The organism is Psychroflexus lacisalsi, assembly GCF_020164495.1.
In the GTDB taxonomy this organism is placed as follows: Bacteria; Bacteroidota; Bacteroidia; order Flavobacteriales; family Flavobacteriaceae; genus Psychroflexus; species Psychroflexus lacisalsi.
In genome coordinates this window covers 248,174-267,470 of the sequence record NZ_JAIQYZ010000001.1, presented here as the reverse complement: position 1 = coordinate 267,470, position 19,297 = coordinate 248,174, and the positions used below count along the sequence as shown (strand labels likewise).

Below are 19,297 nucleotides of genomic sequence, written 5' to 3'. Positions count from 1 at the left end.
ATTAAACCTCTATCTGTTTCAAAATCAATGAAATAAGCAATAAAAGTAAACTAGAGCAATAATAAGTAAATTTAACTTATTTAATCTCAACTATATACGTCAAAACTACCCCTTTGGTTCTTTGGACTTATTTAAACCTATCTTTGGCTTCAAACCGCCTTTAATTGAGCTTATAATTGATCTTGTGCTCCTCCAGGGCTGAAATCAATTCAGTGGAAATATTAACCTTTTTACTTTTGCTGGGCATATGAATTTTGATTTTATTTTTCATTTCATAGACGACAAAATTCAAAATATGATCGCCTGTATGGGAAGAGAATAAATCCTGAAGAGCCATGACCTGGGCTTCGTCTAGATCTGCAACATCCATCTGTATAGTGAGCTTTTTAGCGTTTTCTTTAAGTACATCCTGTAACTGTTTAAAGGCTAAAAATCCTATTCGTGTTCGTCCGGGTTCTCCAGTTTCCCGGTTCATGAACTGAGTCGCTTTCAGCTTCACGTGCACAAAGTTATCCTGAATCAAAAAGTGCCTGTACTTTAAATATTCCTCCCCAAAAATCCAGAACTCGTGACTTTCGTTGTAATCTTCCAGCACGAAAGTCGCAAAGCCTTTTCCAGTTTTACTCACCCTGTGGTTTACATCGGTGACCACCCCAGCCAGGCTAATTTCTTTGTTTAAACTGTCTTCGATATGAGACATATTCCTTAGACTCGAATTGCAAAACGAATTGATTTCCAGCTTAAAATCATCCAGAGGGTGACCCGTTAAAAACAAACCAACCACTTCCTTTTCAGCCTTTAAAGTCCGCATGGTATGCCAGGGCTCACAAGGCGGCACCTCAGGTTCTGGAATCTGAACTTCACTGGCATCGCCAAATAAACTCACCTGCGCCGAATTTTTATTTTCCTGATACCTCGCCGCGTATTTGATGACTTTTTCTAGAAATGTCAAATCCCCTTCAGTCACCTGGAAGTACTGCGCCCGGTGCACCTCTCCCAAACTATCAAAGGCTCCGGCATAAGCCAAACTTTCAAAGGCTTTTTTGTTGGCTGCCCGTAAATCGATGCGCTTAGCCAAATCAAAAATCGACAAATAATGTCCCTCCTCTTTTCTGTGCTCCACGATGGTATTCACAGCTCCGCCGCCAACTCCTTTTATGGCTCCCATTCCAAAACGAACGGCATTGTCTTTATTCACCGAAAATTTGTAGTAAGATTCATTCACGTCTGGCCCTAAAACAGGTAAGCCCATGCGCTTGCATTCTTCCATAAAGAAAGACACCTTTTTGATGTCACTCATGTTGTTGGACAACACCGCCGCCATGTATTCTGCTGGATATTGAGCTTTGAGGTAAGCGGTTTGGTAGGCGATATAAGCATAACAGGTAGAATGGGACTTATTGAAGGCATAACTTGCAAAAGCTTCCCAGTCTTTCCATATTTTCTCTAGTTGTTCTTCATCATGTCCGTTATCTTTTGCCTGATCAATAAATTTAGGCTTCAACTTTGCCAGGACATCTTTCAGCTTTTTACCCATAGCTTTTCTAAGGATATCCGCTTCACCTTTGGTAAAACTGGCCAGCTTCTGCGACAGCAACATCACCTGCTCCTGATAAACCGTGATCCCATAAGTTTCTTCCAGATATTCCTGCATTACCGGCAAATCATAAGAAATCTCTTCTTCACCGTGTTTCCGCTTAATGAAACTCGGGATGTATTCCATCGGTCCAGGTCGGTACAAGGCATTCATTGCAATCAAATCCGCGAATACCGTTGGCTTCAAATCCTTCATGTGCTTCTGCATCCCCGGAGATTCATACTGAAAAATTCCTATGGTTTCCCCGCGTTGGAAAAGCTCGTAGGTGGTTGTATCATCCAGCGGAAATGCATCCGGATCCAGCTCGATGCCATGACGTGCTTTCACAATGTCGACGGTATCTTTAATTAAAGTTAGTGTCTTTAAACCCAAGAAGTCCATTTTCAGCAGACCGGCATCTTCTACCACTGAGTTATCGAACTGAGTGACGTATAAGTTGGAATCTTTGGCCACCGAAACGGGAACGAATTTGGTAATATCGTCTGGCGTAATGATGACTCCACAGGCATGAATCCCCGTGTTTCTAACTGATCCTTCTAAAATCCTAGCCTGGTTCACGGTTTCGGCTTCGGGTGAGTCTTGCTCTGAAATTGAAATCAGTTCCAGAACCTTATCGATTTCTTCAGCTCTGAATTTCTTCCGAATTTCTTTCTCATCCATGCTGAAAATCTTGCCCAGCTTGGACATGTCAGGTATCAATTTGGCAATGCGGTCTGCTTCGTAAAGCGGTAAATCCAATACTCTAGCGGTATCCCGAATCGCCGACTTCGCCGCCATCGTACCATAGGTAATAATTTGAGCCACCTGATTTTCTCCATACTTATCGATGACATAATCCATGACTTTACTCCGACCCTCATCATCAAAATCGATATCAATATCGGGCATGCTTACTCGCTCCGGATTCAAAAACCGCTCAAAAAGCAAGTCGTATTTGATCGGGTCGATATTGGTAATTTTCAAGCAGTAAGCCACGGCACTCCCTGCCGCCGATCCTCGCCCGGGACCAACAGAAACTCCCATTGTCCTGGCTTCCCTTATGAAATCCTCAACAATCAAAAAATATCCTGGATAACCTGTATTGGCAATGACCGATAATTCAAATTCTAAGCGTTCTTTGATGTCTTCGCTCAAGTCGCCGTAACGTTCTTTGGCACCCTCAAAGGTGATATGTTTTAAATAAGCATTCTCGCCTCGCTTTCCCTTATCGTCCTTATCTCTTTCATCCAGAAACTGTTCTGGAATTTCAAAAGCTGGTAATAAGACTTCTCTGGCCAGTTCAAAAGCTTCAACTTTATTCGCAATCTTTTCAGTATTGGAAATAGCTTCTGGCAAGTCTTTAAAAAGCGACTTCATTTCTTCAGCCGACTTGAAGTAATATTGATCGTTGGGCAAACCGTAACGGTAACCCCGACCACGACCTATGGGCGTCGCCTGCTTTTCGCCGTCTTTTACACACAGCAAAATATCGTGAGCATTCGCATCTTTTTGGTCGGCATAATAGGTATTGTTGGTTGCCACCATATTGATGTCGTGTTTTTGCGCCAGGCGAATCAAAGCCTCATTAGCGCGGTCTTCATCTTCCTGCTGATGGCGCATAATTTCTACGTAGAAATCATCTCCAAAAGTTTCTTTCCACCACAGCAAAGCTTCTTCCGCCTGATTTTCACCAAGGTTCAACAGCTTACTGGCAATTTCACCATACATGCTTCCCGAAAGCACAATCAAATCCTCTTTGTAAGCTTCAATCACTTTTTTATCGATTCGCGGGATGTAATAAAAGCCTTTGGTAAAACCAATCGAAGACATTTTGGCCAGATTGTGATAGCCTTTTTTGTTTTTAGCCAAAATTACCATCTGGTATCCATTGTCTTTGTGAGTGCGATCCAAATGATCTTCACACACAAAAAACTCACAACCAATGATAGGTTTAATAGGTTGAGAGGAACTTTCGCCATCTTCAGAAGCCACTGAAGCATTGTGTTTTTTCACTGCATTCACAAAATGAAAAGCACCCATCATATTGGCATGATCGGTAATCGCCACTGCAGGCATATGGTGTTTTGCCGCCGCTGCTACCAAATCTGGCACAGACGTCGTCGATTGTAACACCGAAAACTGCGTGTGGTTATGCAGATGCACAAAACTAGATTCCTGAAGTTGCTCCAGATTCTCATCCAACTCTGCTTTTGAAGGTGCTTTGTCTTCTGATTTAGCCTCTTGCTTTTGCTTTAGTTTTTCAGAGGCTTTTTTGAGGTTAATATGATTCAACCCCACCTTTTCAATAAGCTGAGGATGTTTAGCTTTAAATTCCCTTAAATAAACTGTTTCCACTTGGAGTTCTTTCTCCGAGTAATTTCCAATTCGGATCAATTCCAGAAAACACCTGGTTGTCGCTTCCACATCAGCAGTAGCATTGTGCGCCTCACTAAAAGGCTCGCCAAATAAATGCTCGTGCAATTCTGTAAGGGTTGGCAACTTGAATTTACCGCCACGACCACCAGGGATTTGACAAAGTTTTGCTGTTTTTTCAGTACAGGTATCCAGCACTGGCATCGACGCCATCGGCGACTCCAGTCGTGCCCGATGAAATTCTGCCCCCATCACATTCACATCAAACCCTACGTTCTGTCCCACGACAAATTTCGACTTCAGCAAGGCTTCATTGAACTCCTCCAACACATAGTCAAGCGACTCTCCTTTTTCCTGAGCCAAAGCCGTCGATATGCCGTGAATTCGTTCCGCATCGTAAGGAATATCGAAACCATCAGGGCGGATCAAATAATCCTTGGCCTCTACCAAATTCCCCCACTCATCGTGCACCTGCCACGCAATCTGTATGGCCCTTGGCCAGTTGTCCGTATCGGTGATTGGTGCATTCCAACGTTTAGGTAAGCCGGTAGTTTCGGTATCAAAAATGATATACATGAGCAGAATTTTGAATTATAAAATTAGCAAAAACCAGAGTTTAAACTGATTTTATTCTGAATTTATTACTGCTAAATTATACGCTTTTCGATAGCTACGAAGATTACAGGGCTAAAGCCCCTATCAAAAAAACACTTACAATTACAAACCGCATCCGAATCTACGAAGATTACAGGGCTAAAGCCCCTATCAAAAAAACACTTACAATTACAAACCGCATCCGAATCTACGAAGATTACAGGGCTAAAGCCCCTAATTGAAAAAACACCTACAAATACAAACCGCATTCGAATCTACGAAGATGCAAGGGCGCTGCCCCTATAAAATATTACATTCAAAACGCATTCGAATCTACGAAGATGCCAGGGCTAAAGCCCCTATCAAAAAAACACTTACAATTACAAAACGCATTCGAATCTACGAAGATTACAGGGCTAAAGCCCCTATCAAAAAAACACCTACAAATACAAATCGCATTCGAATCTACGAAGATTACAGGGCTAACACCACTAATTGAAAAAATCAATACCTTTTAATCCACGAGGATCGGCTTCCGATCTTCGTTATCAAAAAACCAGGGGCAGCGCCCTGAAATCTTTAATGAGCCTGGGTTGAACCTAATCGTACCATTCAAATAAATATCCAGCCTCATAATCGACTTCAAATTTTTCTAGTAGCAACACGTACTCCTCTTTAAAAGACTGCTTTTTATGATGTTGCGGTTGATTCAACACGTATTTCACGACCTTATCAATATGAGATTTAGAATATGTGAACGCCCCAAAACCCCTTTGCCAATTAAACTTGTTTGAAATAAAATTTTTGTCGTTTATCCAATTGGATGAACCTGATTTGACCTGTTCCATTAGTTTAGAGGGAGAGATATCGGGATGCATTCCAACAAAAATATGCGTGTGGTCTGGATTGCAATAAACCGCATAGGTTTTACATTTATAACTATCCACAATACCACATATCACCTTTTCCAATTCTTCTCGAAAGGATTCGTGAATCATGTTTTTACGACCCTTAACGGAAAACACAAATTGAATGTATAATTGTGTGTATGTATTTGCCATCGCTTTTTATGTCAGGGCGCTGCCCCTTTTATTAAATAAACCATGTACGAAGATACCAGGGCTAAAGCTCCTATCAAAAATATTACATTCAAAATACAAATCAAATTCAAATCTACGAAGGTGTCAGGGCTAAAGCCCCTATATAAAAACACCTACAATTACAAACCACATCCGAATCAACGAAGATGTCAGGGCTAACGCCCCTGTCAAAAATAGTACATTCAAAATGCGAATCGCATTCAAATCAACGAAGATTTCAGGGCGCTGCCCCTACCAAAAAAACACCTACAAATACAAACCGCATTCGAATCTAGGGCTAACGTCCCTTTTATAAAATAAACCATCAAATTAATACTCACTTATAATTTTATGCTGATGGCTGATGGATTCTTCATGAATCGCTTTTAGAATCTTAGTGATAAATTCTTCACTTAAATTATGTTCTGCCCCTGCTTCAATCATAGAATCCAGTACAAAATTCCAGCGTTTGGCCTGAAGAATGGCCACATTATTTTTCTTTTTAAGCCTACCGATATCATCTGCGATTTTCATTCGTTTCCCTAAAAGATCAATGAGCTGGTGGTCTACCACATCAATCTGGGTTCTTAGGGTCTGGAGTTTATTCTGAAAAGCTGTTGCTTCTGTGAACTCCTTTCTCATTTTCAAATCAATCGTCATTTGATCTAAATTTTTCGGCGTGATTTGCTGCTTAGCATCACTCCAGGCATTGTCTGGATCGAAGTGAGTTTCTACCATGATTCCATCAAAATTCAAATCAAGCCCTGTTTGACAGATATCAAAAATGATATCACGTCGCCCAGCAATATGCGAGGGATCCAAAATAATAGGCAAATCCGGAAACTCCGTTTGTAAGTCAATCGCAATCTGCCATTCCGGATTGTTTCGGTATTTCGTTTTTTCGTAAGTGGAAAACCCTCTATGAATAACGCCTAGGTTTTTAATATCGGCATCATGGATCCTTTCTACTGCGCCAAGCCACAATGCCAGGTCAGGATTGACAGGGTTTTTGACCAGTACTGTTTTATCGGTTCCTTTTAAGGCATCTGCGATTTCTTGAACAATAAATGGACTCACAGTGCTGCGCGCACCAATCCACAACACATCGATATCCGCTTTTAAGGCTAATTCTACATGATTTCTGTTGGCAACTTCGGTCGCTAGCTTAAGTCCTGTTTCCTGTTTTGCAGTCTTCAGCCATTCTAAACCAATAGCTCCTACGCCTTCAAAATTGCCAGGACGAGTTCTGGGTTTCCAGATACCCGCACGCATAACACTGGTATCGGTTTCTTTAAGCTGATGAGCGATTTTCACCACTTGTTCTTCGGTTTCTGCACTGCAAGGTCCTGCTATAACTAAGGGATGATCAAGATTAAAGGCATCCAACCATTTTCTTTGTGTGTTATTAATTTCCATGACTTTCTTTTTTTAATATTCCGTTCAAAATAGGTTTGAGTTCATTGGCATTTGCCAACTGTTGGTGTATTTCTGAGTAATTCTGAGTTTCTAACTGGTTCTGAAATGCTTTTAAATTTTGAATATATTCCTCCAAAGCCTGAAGCACTTCATTTTGATTTTCTTTAAAAATCGCTGTCCATGTGGTAGGGTTGGATTTAGCTAATCTTACTGTGGAAGCAAATCCACTACCTGCTAAATCAAAAATAGTTTTGTCGTTTTGTTCCACTTGAAGTACAGTTTTACCAAGCATAAACGAACTGATGTGCGACAAATGAGATACATAAGCCAAGTGCTTGTCGTGATCTTGTGCTCCCATGTATTTGATGCTCATTTCCAAGGGCGCAATTAGCGATAAGGCCATATCTAAAAGCTCTGGACGTGAAGCTTCAACATCACAAAAAATCATCGTTTTCTTTTCAAAAAGCAAACTAAACGCCGCTTCAGGACCTGAAAACTCAGTTCCAGCAATAGGATGCGCAGCTAGAAATTGATCGCGTTTTGGGTGTTCCGCAATGGCTTTACATAATTTACCTTTGGTCGATCCCATGTCCATCACCAAAGCTTTTGGATGAACCTTGTCCAGAACATCCTGAATCACTGAATTTGCTTTATCTACAGGGATACTCACTACTATTAAGTCCATTTCAATTACATCTTCATCACTCAAAGCTTTATCTATAATATTCAGCTGAAGGGCTTTTTGAAGATGTTTCGGATTCTTATCCATCCCATAAAGTTGTATTTCATCAAAATTCTTTTTCAGAGATAATGCAAAGGAACCTCCTATCAAACCTAGACCTATACTTGCTACTTTCATACGGCTTTTGGCTTTAGGATGCGTTCTTTACAACTTTTTAAATCTTCAACTGTAACACATAAAGAAAAGCGGAGATAATTAGATCCGTTCGTTCCAAAAACGGTTCCAGGAGTGACAAACAAATTGCGATTGTAAAGCAGCTCATCCGCCAGTTCTTCTGCTGTTTGATTGGAATTAATTTTAGCCCAGACAAAAAGCCCGACAGCTGAAGGATTGATTTCCAAATCCAAAGCTTTACACATCTCCCAGATCAGTGCCCGACGTTTTTTATAAATATCATTTTGGGATTCAAACCAAGCTAAGTCAAGTTTCAAAGCTTTAGTTGCAGCTTTTTGAATAGGAAAAAACATTCCGCTGTCCATATTGCTTTTCACTTTTAAGACCGCTGAAATAAATTCAGCATTACCTACCAGAAATCCTACCCGAAAACCAGCCAGATTAAAAGATTTGCTCAAAGAATTCAATTCTAAACACACCTCTTCAGCACCTTCCAATTGAAAAATCGAAAATTTTTCATCCGTCAAAACCATGCTGTACGGATTGTCGTTGACTAATAGGATATCGTTGGCTTTCGCAAAACGAATCAATTCCTGAAGCTTTTCATGATCTGCGGGCTGACCCGTCGGCATGTTAGGATAATTGATCCACATCAGTTTCACCTTTGAGAGATCCATTTTATGGAGTTCTTCTATATCTGGATGCCAGAAGTTGTCTTCGGTTAAATTATAAGAAACAAGTTCGGCGTTCAGCAATTTGGTCGCAGCCTGGTAGGTGGGATAGCCGGGATTTGGCACCAAGACCTGGTCGCCTTCGTTGAGGAAAGCCATAGAAATGAGAGCAATTCCTTCTTTGGAACCCATCAGTGGCAAGACTTGAGTTTCTGTATTCACCTCAACTCCATAATGAGTTTGATAAAATCCAGACATGGCTTCCCTCAATTCGTCCAGGCCTTTGTAAGCCTGATACTGATAAGCTCCAGGAGCCTGAGTTGCTTTCATCAACTCTTCTACTACTTCTTTTGGCGGAGCCAAGTCTGGACTTCCTATACCTAAATTGATAATAGGCCTGCCCTGTTTTTTAAGCTGAGCGACCTCCCTTAACTTTTTGCTGAAGTAGTATTCTTTTGTTTCCTGAAGTCTTTTAGATACTGAGATCATGACTTTCCACTTTTATATTGACCAATACAGGTCGGGTTAATACTGATTTTTGAAATTTCTGAAAATGCCTTTTGAAAGTGAACGGGATTAGAAAAACTCACATCCACAATAAAGGCATATTTCCATATATCATTAGGGATAGGAATGCTTTGAATTTTGGATAAATTCAATTCAAATCCAGCCATTGTATTTAGAACTTTAGCAAGACTTCCAGACTCGTGAGCAATTTCAAACTGAAGGGTAGCCGTATCCACATCAGGATTTGTATGGCCCTGTTTTTCAAGAACTACAAATCGAGTTTCATTTAAACTATTGTTCTGAACATCTTCAGCGATTACCTTTAAATTAAATAGTTCTGCTGTTCCTTTTGGGACCAGTGCTCCTACTCCAAAGATTTGCTGCTGCGCTATAATTTGTGCTGGAAGCGCTGTATCCACATCTTCAATAAGATGAATATGTCTTTGTTCTGTAAAGAAATTGCTACACTGATGGAGTGCCATTTGATGAGATTTCACCTTCACCAAATCTTCTATAGTCTGACCTGGTAAGGCAACTAAATTGTGACTAATGTTCAAGTAGTGTTCTGCTGTCACCTGCAGTTTATGATCCAAAATAAGTCTGTAATTAGGCAGAATGCTTCCCGCTATAGAATTTTCTATAGCCATTACTGCTTTTTCAGACGCTCCAGACACAAGAGAGTTGATAAGTCCCTGAAATGTATTGCATTCTACAGCTTCAACCTCGTCTTCATCAAAAAGCTCGGTGAGTGCTTTATAATGGTTGGATCCTTTGATACCTTGCATGGCTATTTTTTTTCTCATAAACTAAAAAAGCCCCGTATGAAACGAGGCTTTATCTATTAATAATGAATTTATTTCATATCAACCTCGTTTCGCTGGGTCAGCAAAATAAAAGTTAAAATAAAAATAAAAACGTGTTGTCATTTGTTCTTTAATGTGAGACTAAATTAAAATTTATTTTGAATACACAAGTCCAATCCTAAATAAAATTCAAAAAATTAATCTTTTAAGTAAGATTTCTGTCTAGGAATGGTTAAAAATTCCTTTTGTCTGCCATTTAAGTAGATCACTTTTTCACCATCAAAATAAGCCCCTTCTTCCAGCATGACTCTGAAGGGCTTTTGCCACTCTTCAAGATAAACTTCAGCATTGAGTTCAATCGCATAAACCGTATTTGGATATAGCGGATAATCTCCAGAGCCGGGCACATCTCCCTGGTTGTCCCACATGCCGATGGTTGGTCCTGCGGCATGTCCATGATAACCCATGGGATGCGTATAAATCGTTCCCTTGATGTCTTCAGACTTCATTTGTGTTCTAGCCTCCTTCAAAATCTCGTTACCAGTTCGTCCAGTTTTAAAATTGGTCGATAAAATATCCTGTAAACGGTTTCCAACAACTAAAGCATCCACCAAATACTGCGGAACCTCCTTCTCACCTGGCTTTAAGACATAGGCTAATTCCTGAGTATCTGTGTTTAGTCTTAAATAAGTAATCCCAAAGTCCATATGCAAGACATCACCCGGCAGAATAACTTCGGGGTCTGGATTGTTATCAAATGTTCTTAAATGCTCCTTGCTTTCATTGCTCACCCTTTGGATATCGACAGTGGGGTGAAACCAGGTTTCTATTCCCAAATCTTTTATCCTGTCTCTATACCACCACACCACATCTGTAGTTTTTGTTACCCCAGGAGTGATCACTTGTTCTGATAAACCTTCCTGAATAATGTCATGCGCAATGCTTTGGATATGTCTGTAAGTCGCCAGTTCTGAAGTGGTTCTGGTTTCTAACCAACCCACCGCCAAATCTTCAGCCGACACTAATTTTTTATGATCTGATTTTGGCAAGTACTCTAAAAGCAATTCGTATTCTGTGTGATTCAACCCATCGGCATGACCAAAATCTTCAGAGGTATTGATGCCGATTTTATTCGGATTTCTCTCTGCTATCAATTCTACCAATCGCTTCCACTGGTCAGGTTGCTTTTCAGGGTCCCATGCTTTTTTGAAGTGTTCTCCCACATTATACCTGGCCACAGCGATGGTTTCCACCTCATTACTAGACTTGGGCTTAAACATCAGCAACATGGTTCTACGTCTCGCTGCTAACCAGGTACTTGGCAATAGGGTTTTAATGATAGGATCTTCATTATATTCCCTGGAAATAACCAGCCACATGTCTATACCTGCTCGATCCATCACTTTTGGAAGGACCGTTTCCAGTCGCTCACCTAGCCATTGGTCAATCACTTCAGATTGTTTTTTTTGAGACAGAACAGCAAAATCCTGAGCTTGCAAGCTAATGGACATGATTAAAGCAAGGACTAGAGTTAACAGGATTTTCATGAGTTGAATTTTTGATTTATAATTCTAAGTTAGAAATAATTTTAATGCTACTGGTTTATTGTGTCAAATAAAGTACGCACATCAATTGTAGCCCGCCTATTCATCAAATTGGACCCGTAGATATTTTAATCCATTTCTTAAGGTCAAAGAAAAATCCTACTCGAATAATCTCACAAAAAAACCTCATCAAAACTAATTGACGAGGTTGTGTATAATTTGCTAGTGAATTTATTCTAACTCACTGCCTTCAATTTTCTAAGACTTGTTCTTTCTAAAGCTTTTTCAGCGTAAGTTTTAGTAACTTTTAACTCTGTTTCATCACCTTCCGGCATATCAAACATGGCGTCGGTCAGTATTGCTTCACACAATGAACGCAAGCCTCTCGCACCTAATTTATACTCAAGAGCTTTCTCCACAATAAAATCTAAAGCACCGTCTGTAATTTGAAAATCGATATTATCCATCTCAAATAACTTCTGATACTGCTTTATGATTGCATTCTTGGGTTGAGTCAAGATTAATCGCAAAGTATCTTTGTCCAAGGGATCCATGTAAGTTAAGACAGGCAAACGACCGATGATTTCAGGAATAAGTCCGTAATCTTTCAGGTCTTTCGGAATGATATATTGCAAAATATTTTCTTTATCTACACTTTCTCCCAACTTAGATGCGCCATAACCTACGGCTTGCATATTAAGTCGTTTGGAAATGTTCTTTTCAATACCATCAAAAGCACCACCTGCAATGAACAGAATATTTTCAGTATTGACTTCAATAAACTTTTGATCGGGATGTTTTCTACCGCCCTTTGGTGGAACATTCACTGTAGTTCCTTCCAAAAGCTTGAGTAAAGCCTGTTGTACGCCTTCACCACTCACGTCTCGTGTGATGGATGGATTATCACTCTTTCTGGCGATTTTATCAATTTCATCTATAAATACGATACCGTGCTCGGCTTTTTCCACATTATAATCTGCAGCCGCAAGTAGTTTGGTCAAAATAGTTTCAACGTCTTCTCCAACGTATCCAGCTTCAGTAAGAACTGTTGCATCAACAATGGCTAAAGGTACATTCAACATTCTGGCAATGGTCTTGGCAACTAAAGTTTTACCCGTTCCAGTTTGCCCTGCCATAATGATGTTACTCTTTTGAATTTCAATATCATCATTGGAGTTTGGCTGTAATAAGCGCTTATAATGATTATAGACAGCAACGGACATCACCTTTTTGGTTTGATCTTGTCCTATCACGTATTGGTCCAAGAAATCTTTAATCGCTTTAGGCTTTCTCAACTTCAATTCTGAAGTCAATTCCTCCGTACTATCCTGCTTAGATTCTTCTAAAACAATACCGTGAGCTTGTTCTATACATCGGTCGCAAATATGAGCATCCAGTCCTGCAATAAGCAAGCTGGTTTCCGCTTTTTTACGTCCGCAAAATGAACATTCTAACTCTTCTTTAGCCATAATTTACTCTCTTGTCAATATTTCATCAATCATTCCGTACTCTTTGGCAGCATCTGCCTTCATCCAGAAATCTCTGTCTCCATCGTTATAAACGTCATCATAGGATTTTCCGGAATGTTTGGAAATGATTTTATAAAGTTCTTCTTTCAAAAGAACAATTTGTTTTGCTGTAATTTCTATATCATCTGCCTGTCCTTGAGCGCCACCCATAGGTTGGTGTATCATCACTCTGGAATGTGGTAATCCACTTCTCTTGCCGTGTGTTCCTGCACATAATAATACTGCTCCCATAGATGCGGCAATTCCAGTATTAATAGTCGCAACATCAGGTTTGATAAATTGCATTGTATCATAAATTCCAAGACCAGCATAAACACTTCCACCAGGAGAGTTGATGTAAATCTGGATATCTTTAGAGGAATCTGTACTTTCTAAGAATAACAACTGCGCCTGAATGATATTGGCTACCTGGTCGTTTATTGGTGTTCCTAAAAAGATGATTCTATCCATCATCAATCTTGAAAAAACATCCATAGCCACAGCATTCATTTGTCGCTCTTCGATGATATTTGGAGTCATCGCTGTAGGAATCATACTCGTGATGACCTTGTCGTAATAATTGGCATTGACACCGTGATCTTTGGTGGCAAACTTTTTAAATTCTTTATCCATTTTCATAGTATACTCTCTATTTTAAAACGAATATAGCTTGAAGTTAAAGTCTAGCGTTGTTCTTTTACTAAATGTTAACTTCAAGCTATAGGCTTAGTTTTTATATGTTGAATAGGACTTACTTATAAATCTTGTCGACAAAGTCTTTATAAGTCACATCTTTTTCTTCAACCTCCATTTTATCTTTATATAGCTCAAGTAATTTTTGGACCATCACTTCTTCAGAAAATTGTCTCACCTGTTCCTCGTTGGACATTAAGTTCTGAATGATAGGATCCATCTGGTCTTCCGGGAAATCTTGCTGACCAAACTGCATCATTTGCATTCTTATTTTTTCCTTAGCTACTTGTTTAACGTCTTCGACTTCGATTTTAATATCGTTGTCTTTTGCGATTTTAGCTTCGATCAATTGGTATTTAATACCTTTTTCGCTTTTAGTATATTCCTCTGTAGCCTCCTCTGGTGTCAATTGCTTTTCTCCCTGAGTTTGAAGCCACTTCTGAAGAAATTCTGCCGGCAATTCCATATCTGCTTTTTCGATAAGAAGCTTTGTGACATCATTGAAAAACTGTTGATCGCCTTGTTGCTTAAATGTTTGCTTGGACTGGTCTGCGATCTTGTCTTTAGCTTCTTTTTCTGAAGTCACCTCACCTTCGCCAAATGCTTTATCAAACAATTCCTGATTAAGTTCAGCTAAAATTTGTTCGTTGATTTCTTTAATCGTGAATGTCAAATCTACTTTAAGACCTTCCACTTTATCTTTTTCAATTCCAAGATGTCTCGCTAAAGCATCATCGTCCTTAAAAAGTTTATTAGATTTTAGAGTGACTTGGTCCCCAACTTTTGCTCCTAAAAGTTCTTTTTTGTTGGTTTTTCCTTCGATATCTTCAACTTTGAAAGTTGCTTCATTTTCAATACCTTCTTCTTCATTATGAAAAGTACCAACAACTGTATAATTCTCTTTTACCTCTTCTTGAGTCACTAATTTTCCGTATTGACGCTGAATGGTTTTGATTTGATTATCAATCATTTCCTCGTCTGCAGAAATATTATAGTAAGTTACAGGACCTTCACCCTCTAGAGTGACATCAAATTTTGGAGCTAGACCTAATTCAAATTCAAATGTGTAGTTGTCAGACTCCCAGTTAAGGTCATCCTGTGGTTTAGGAAGTGGATTTCCTAAAATATCAATCTTTTCTTCTGTGATGTAAGAATTTAAAGATTCTTGCAGTAATTTATTGACTTCATCTACCAAAACAGCCTGACCATATTGTTTCTTGATCATTCCCATTGGAACCATGCCTTTTCTAAAGCCTGGAATGTTGGCAGTTTTGCGATAGTCTTTAAGTATCTTATCTACCTTTGGACTATAATCGTCCTTTTCAATATTAATTTTGACTACAGAATTCAGTTGATCTTTGTCTTCTCTCGTTATATTCATTCTAAAGTATTATTTTTTGAAAGTGCAAAATTACAATTTATTTCACTGCTTACCAAGTTTTTATAAATCGTGAGCGCTATCTAAAGCTTAAAGTATTCCAAATAAATCAATCCAATTCTGTAGATTCTGAAGCGATTGCTCTGGAATCTCTTTTCAGTTTGATAAACATAATGACATCGAAAATAAAATGAGCAGCCATCGCTGCATAGATGTCAAAATACAGAACTAAATATCCAAACCCAGCTGAAATAAAAATCAGGAAAACTCCATAAATAGATTTTTTCCAATCTTTGGTAGAAATGTATCCGTGAAGTATTACGAACAAAATTGCAGCAAACCATAATCCTAACAGGGGTTGTAATGCCCCTCTAAACAAAATCTCTTCACCAACTCCAGCACAAAACGAATAAAAAAGTATGTCTGGCCAATGTAAGTCCAAACCCTTAAAAAGGTTGGCGTAAAAAGTGCTTGTTTCTTTTAACGGTGGTAATTTCAACAGTAATATCCCAATGAAAGCGGCTACAGCGCCAAATCCTAAACCTACTGGAATAGAAAGAAGCAAGTTGTCATAATTAAACATTTCAAAATACTGAACCTCATCTGAAAATGCTAAAATAAGATAAGCAATGCCGCTAAATCCAAAGAGCGTAAACACAGATAAAGTAAACATGGCTTTTTTGGTTAAAAGCATAAATTGATAAATTTTAAAAATTCAATTCTTTAGTAGGATAAGTTAAAGAAGCAGTTCTAGTGATTATTGTTCAAGTTTTTACTTTGTAAAATATAAAAACTATCTTCTTCTTCCTGAACGTTCGGCAACTGAAAATATAATAGACTGAAGGAATGAAAGCAAGATACTAAACAATACTGCCCACCAGAACCCGTCTACTCTAAAGGCGTCTACGAGACCGTCTGCCATCAAAATAATAAGTGCATTGATTACTAGTAAAAAGAGACCAAAAGTAACTACAGTGACAGGAAGCGTTAATATAAGAAGAATCGGTTTTACAAATATATTGAGCAAGGCTAAAATCGCAGCAACTACAATAGCAGTAAAAAAATCGGAGACATAAACTCCGCCGAGTAAATTGGACAACACCAGGACAATTATTCCTGTGAGTATAATCTGTAATAGAACTTTCATTGGTTGGGGTTTTGGTTGAAGATCAAAAATAAAAAAACTGCTTCAATAAATCTATTGAAGCAGTTTTTAAAGAATTAAAGCCTTAATTAGTTTACGTTATCGCTTAATGTAACCGTTCCGTATGCACCAATATTGACTTCTGGCAAGTCAGAACCGTAAGTCATATTTATAGCTCGAAGAGTTTCATTAGCAACTAGGGCATAACCACGTGGCGTTAGATGCACACCATCCAGTGAAAAACCACCACCACTAACAAAATCTGATGTCACTATACCTCCAGGAAAACTAATTCCTTGTGACACATTTTGTAATAATCCATCAGCATCCACAAATGCTAAATTATTGGCTTGCGCCAAACCTTGAATTGTAGAATTATAAGCTGTTCTTGCATTTGAAATATTTTGTAATTCTGCTGCATCTAAAGCATCCTCATCATCAATACCATTGACTGCACTTAAGACCAATTGTGCTTGTTCTGGGCTCGGACTACCACCTTGCTGAAGAAGACCTAAAACCTGAAGAACTTCTGGTGAAAGTGCTACAGAACCATAACCTTGAGCTAATGCCCCTTGATTAATCGTAAGCAACAGCAATTCTTCGGGTTGCATTTGTCTAAATCCTAAGGGGTTGGTTTGTGTGACAGGAACATCTATGATGAATCTATTAGGACCTTCATTAAATGTGATTGCATATTGACCCGCAATGGCCTGAGCTTGTTGAGCTGGTACACCTTGCTGAATAAGTCCTTGGGTAAAAATACCAGCAAGAGCTTGAAAAAAGCCTGTAAGGTTTCCTGCAGTTTGCGCATCCAAAACCAAGGCATTGTTGGGCACTGTGGTGAAGAATGGAATGTCTGTAATGTTCGGAATATTGTAAACTACACCTCCAGAAGCTGATTCTGTGAGGCCGCCTATCAACTGACTATAAACACTGGCAAAAACATTAGGATCCGTAATGTCATTGGGAGCATAAGTAGAAGGGTCTAAATTTCCGGTTTGGTCTACACCTGTTCCTCCACTAGTTGCATAGCCTAAAATATCATTGTTTCCAATCCATAATGAAAAGAAAGAAGGATTTTGTGCTAAGGCATCACCAAGCACAGTAGCGTTGTCTGATGAGGAGAATCTCACAAAATAAGGATTTGCCTGACCAGGAAGGCCTGCTACATTTCCATATCCGGGAGCTAACAAGTGGTAACTTTTTGCTCCAGGAACTCCCATATTGTTGAATGAACCAGAAAGCTTGTTGGTCACTTCAGTCTGCGGATCTCCAGCAATCGGGGATGGCGGAATTACAGGTTGTCCTGCATTTGAAGACAATACCAGTCTATTATTGGTGATTTGATTACCATTTAGTTTCAATCCACCAAGATTATCTGCCATCAGCGGCTGAGTGAATTCTCCACCACCAACAAGCTCAAACTGACCTGATAAAATATTTGGAAAAGAGTTTTCCTGTCCCTGCACATAAAGAGCATTATCAGCATAACCGGCGGTAAGTGAATTTCCTAGTGAAACGTAGTTAGAGAAATCTGCTTCACCAGCATTATAGACTTCGTTTTCTTCAATACCTTCTTCAAACTCAGGCTCACAAGCGATGAGTCCAAAAGCTAAAAAGGGTAAATATTTTATATAGTTTTTCATTGTTTCTGATTATAGTTTATAAGTTACTCCGATACCTGGTAGAAATGCATTGGACTTGTAAGTCCCTTCAAATGGAACGGTTTGCCCATTCTCTGTATAAGAATCATATGAAGCATCAATTTCTTTAAATCTTAAATAAAGGAAGGAAGCATCAACTGCGAATTTTTCTGAAATTTGAAAAGATAGACCGGCAGTATATCCGTTTCCATCATTTCTTGGAGTTTCAGGAGCGAAAAATCCCTCCTGAACTGGAGATTCATCAAAATAATACCCTGCTCTTAAAGTCAGATTATCTGTTGCTTTATACTGAGCACCAAACCTATAACTAGACGCATTTTTATAGTTTCTTGGATTTATTGAAGTTGCCACATTAGGATTTGCAAAATCTATATCCAGTGAGTTGTAAACCTCCCAAAATGCTCTTTGGTAGTCAAAAGCAAACAACCACTTTTCATTCATTTCATATGCAAAACCAATAGTTAATTCAGCAGGCAATGGAAGAGTAGCATCAAATTCAGTCGTTCCGTTTTGTGGAGTAAGCGTAGAATTAGGGAAGTTAGCAAAGGTAGCTTCACCTCCTTCAGCATTGAGAAGTATTTCTGATCTGTAATTGAACCCTATTCTTAACTCTTCAACAGGAGTGAACATAAAACTCGCACTCCATCCTGTATTATTTACGCCAGTATCGTCAATGGTAATGTTCGATCTATTGCCCTGTTCATCTGTGAGTGTACGGTTGGCATTTCTATTGAAATTTACATTACCCGTAACGAAAATAGGTCCACCACCAATACTGAAGTGTTTTGAAAGCTTTATTGAGGCTAAAGGTTGAATAAAAATTGCAGCAAGATTAATATCATTAACCAAGTGAGACCCGGGCCAATCTTGTTCCCATTCTACCGAACTACCGTATGGAGTTGAAACGGATAAACCTAAACTTAACCACTCATTTACTTTGTAGGCAGCGTGAAAATAAAACGGTGTTCCAGGATCTTGCAATGTTTCAGCAAATTGACCCGTAGATGTATTTTGCCACTTGACGTTTGAGAATACACCAGTTATACCAGCTGAAACAGTGAATTTATCTTCTAAGTACACTAAACCTGATGGGTTAAAAAATGCTGTTTCGGCACTATTGACCACACCTACGCCGGCATGACCCATCGCTAAAGCTCTTTGGCCTTGGGCTGCTACTCGATAGCCTCCTGCATAAGCTGTAGCTGAAGCTAACATGAGAAGTAAACCTGAGATTAAAAAGTTCTTCATATTGAATTTATTTTATTGTGAAATTCCAAAATTTGTATCCAAATTTATCATTTATTAATAATTTCACAACGCTAAGACTGCTTTCTTTCAATATAGAATCGCACTCAGGTCTATAAGCATTTGATTATCAATGATGATAAAACTTTAATTTTATTCATTATAAATGCTGTTAACTAAAAAAGCCTCGTTTATAAAACGAAGCTTTTTTGAGCTATTTAAAGGAATATTAATAAAGTCTGGTGT

15 protein-coding genes are annotated in these 19,297 nt (G+C 39.0%); 1 reads left to right on the top strand and 14 read right to left on the bottom strand.

The window, feature by feature from the left end; genetic code table 11:
- Positions 1–160 precede the first annotated feature (160 nt).
- On the bottom strand, positions 161–4,525 hold the full coding sequence (gene dnaE / locus LB449_RS01220) for a DNA polymerase III subunit alpha (protein WP_224453253.1): 4,365 nt from the start codon (positions 4,523–4,525) through the stop codon (positions 161–163).
- Between the two features lie 256 nt (positions 4,526–4,781).
- On the opposite strand from dnaE, the gene LB449_RS01215 reads away from it, so the two are divergent.
- Entirely contained in the window at positions 4,782–5,042 is a 261-nt protein-coding gene (locus LB449_RS01215) for a hypothetical protein (RefSeq protein ID WP_224453252.1), read from the top strand.
- 100 nt (positions 5,043–5,142) lie between these two features.
- On the opposite strand, the gene tnpA is transcribed toward LB449_RS01215, so the two are convergent.
- The 13 genes from tnpA to LB449_RS01150 form a co-directional block, all read right to left on the bottom strand.
- Entirely contained in the window at positions 5,143–5,604 is a 462-nt protein-coding gene (tnpA, locus tag LB449_RS01210; RefSeq protein ID WP_224453251.1) for an IS200/IS605 family transposase, read from the bottom strand.
- 348 nt (positions 5,605–5,952) lie between these two features.
- Positions 5,953–7,038 carry a bifunctional 3-deoxy-7-phosphoheptulonate synthase/chorismate mutase type II gene (locus LB449_RS01205; protein WP_224453250.1) on the bottom strand — a complete coding sequence of 362 codons (1,086 nt, stop codon included), beginning with the start codon at positions 7,036–7,038 and terminating at the stop codon, positions 5,953–5,955.
- Positions 7,028–7,897 carry a prephenate dehydrogenase gene (locus tag LB449_RS01200; protein ID WP_224453249.1) on the bottom strand — a complete coding sequence of 290 codons (870 nt, stop codon included), beginning with the start codon at positions 7,895–7,897 and terminating at the stop codon, positions 7,028–7,030. The genes LB449_RS01205 and LB449_RS01200 overlap by 11 nt, the downstream gene beginning before the upstream one ends.
- Complete coding sequence (locus LB449_RS01195; RefSeq protein WP_224453248.1) at positions 7,894–9,054, bottom strand: pyridoxal phosphate-dependent aminotransferase; 1,161 nt, start codon at positions 9,052–9,054, stop codon at positions 7,894–7,896. The genes LB449_RS01200 and LB449_RS01195 overlap by 4 nt, the downstream gene beginning before the upstream one ends.
- Positions 9,051–9,875 (bottom strand): prephenate dehydratase, encoded by an 825-nt coding sequence (locus LB449_RS01190; protein WP_224453247.1) that lies wholly within the window; start codon positions 9,873–9,875, stop codon positions 9,051–9,053. The genes LB449_RS01195 and LB449_RS01190 overlap by 4 nt, the downstream gene beginning before the upstream one ends.
- A gap of 197 nt (positions 9,876–10,072) precedes the next feature.
- Positions 10,073–11,422, bottom strand: a complete 1,350-nt coding sequence (locus LB449_RS01185; RefSeq protein WP_224453246.1) for a M24 family metallopeptidase — start codon at positions 11,420–11,422, stop codon at positions 10,073–10,075.
- Positions 11,423–11,655: 233 nt separating this feature from the next.
- Positions 11,656–12,888 (bottom strand): ATP-dependent Clp protease ATP-binding subunit ClpX, encoded by a 1,233-nt coding sequence (gene clpX / locus LB449_RS01180; RefSeq protein WP_224453245.1) that lies wholly within the window; start codon positions 12,886–12,888, stop codon positions 11,656–11,658.
- A gap of 3 nt (positions 12,889–12,891) precedes the next feature.
- Positions 12,892–13,566, bottom strand: a complete 675-nt coding sequence (locus LB449_RS01175) for an ATP-dependent Clp protease proteolytic subunit (RefSeq protein ID WP_317196193.1) — start codon at positions 13,564–13,566, stop codon at positions 12,892–12,894.
- Between the two features lie 112 nt (positions 13,567–13,678).
- Positions 13,679–15,001 carry a trigger factor gene (gene tig, locus LB449_RS01170; protein WP_224453244.1) on the bottom strand — a complete coding sequence of 441 codons (1,323 nt, stop codon included), beginning with the start codon at positions 14,999–15,001 and terminating at the stop codon, positions 13,679–13,681.
- Positions 15,002–15,107: 106 nt separating this feature from the next.
- Positions 15,108–15,692, bottom strand: a complete 585-nt coding sequence (locus LB449_RS01165) for a CPBP family intramembrane glutamic endopeptidase (protein WP_224453243.1) — start codon at positions 15,690–15,692, stop codon at positions 15,108–15,110.
- Between the two features lie 99 nt (positions 15,693–15,791).
- A complete protein-coding gene (locus tag LB449_RS01160; protein ID WP_224453242.1) occupies positions 15,792–16,145 on the bottom strand; it encodes a phage holin family protein in 354 nt (117 codons plus the stop codon).
- 86 nt (positions 16,146–16,231) lie between these two features.
- A complete protein-coding gene (locus LB449_RS01155; protein ID WP_224453241.1) occupies positions 16,232–17,788 on the bottom strand; it encodes an SGNH/GDSL hydrolase family protein in 1,557 nt (518 codons plus the stop codon).
- Positions 17,789–17,797: 9 nt separating this feature from the next.
- Positions 17,798–19,054, bottom strand: coding sequence for an OmpP1/FadL family transporter (locus LB449_RS01150; RefSeq protein WP_224453240.1), 1,257 nt, complete (start codon positions 19,052–19,054; stop codon positions 17,798–17,800).
- Between the last annotated feature and the right edge of the window lie 243 nt (positions 19,055–19,297).

Excerpts from the sequence above, each read along its gene's own strand:
- dnaE (WP_224453253.1), bottom strand. The coding sequence starts at position 4,525 with ATGTATATCATTTTTGATACCGAAACTACCGGCTTACCTAAACGTTGG.
- tnpA (WP_224453251.1), bottom strand. The coding sequence starts at position 5,604 with ATGGCAAATACATACACACAATTATACATTCAATTTGTGTTTTCCGTT.
- LB449_RS01205 (WP_224453250.1), bottom strand. The coding sequence starts at position 7,038 with ATGGAAATTAATAACACACAAAGAAAATGGTTGGATGCCTTTAATCTT.
- LB449_RS01200 (WP_224453249.1), bottom strand. The coding sequence starts at position 7,897 with ATGAAAGTAGCAAGTATAGGTCTAGGTTTGATAGGAGGTTCCTTTGCA.
- LB449_RS01195 (WP_224453248.1), bottom strand. The coding sequence starts at position 9,054 with ATGATCTCAGTATCTAAAAGACTTCAGGAAACAAAAGAATACTACTTC.
- LB449_RS01190 (WP_224453247.1), bottom strand. The coding sequence starts at position 9,875 with ATGAGAAAAAAAATAGCCATGCAAGGTATCAAAGGATCCAACCATTAT.
- LB449_RS01185 (WP_224453246.1), bottom strand. The coding sequence starts at position 11,422 with ATGAAAATCCTGTTAACTCTAGTCCTTGCTTTAATCATGTCCATTAGC.
- clpX (WP_224453245.1), bottom strand. The coding sequence starts at position 12,888 with ATGGCTAAAGAAGAGTTAGAATGTTCATTTTGCGGACGTAAAAAAGCG.
- LB449_RS01175 (WP_317196193.1), bottom strand. The coding sequence starts at position 13,566 with ATGAAAATGGATAAAGAATTTAAAAAGTTTGCCACCAAAGATCACGGT.
- tig (WP_224453244.1), bottom strand. The coding sequence starts at position 15,001 with ATGAATATAACGAGAGAAGACAAAGATCAACTGAATTCTGTAGTCAAA.
- LB449_RS01165 (WP_224453243.1), bottom strand. The coding sequence starts at position 15,692 with ATGCTTTTAACCAAAAAAGCCATGTTTACTTTATCTGTGTTTACGCTC.
- LB449_RS01160 (WP_224453242.1), bottom strand. The coding sequence starts at position 16,145 with ATGAAAGTTCTATTACAGATTATACTCACAGGAATAATTGTCCTGGTG.
- LB449_RS01155 (WP_224453241.1), bottom strand. The coding sequence starts at position 17,788 with ATGAAAAACTATATAAAATATTTACCCTTTTTAGCTTTTGGACTCATC.
- LB449_RS01150 (WP_224453240.1), bottom strand. The coding sequence starts at position 19,054 with ATGAAGAACTTTTTAATCTCAGGTTTACTTCTCATGTTAGCTTCAGCT.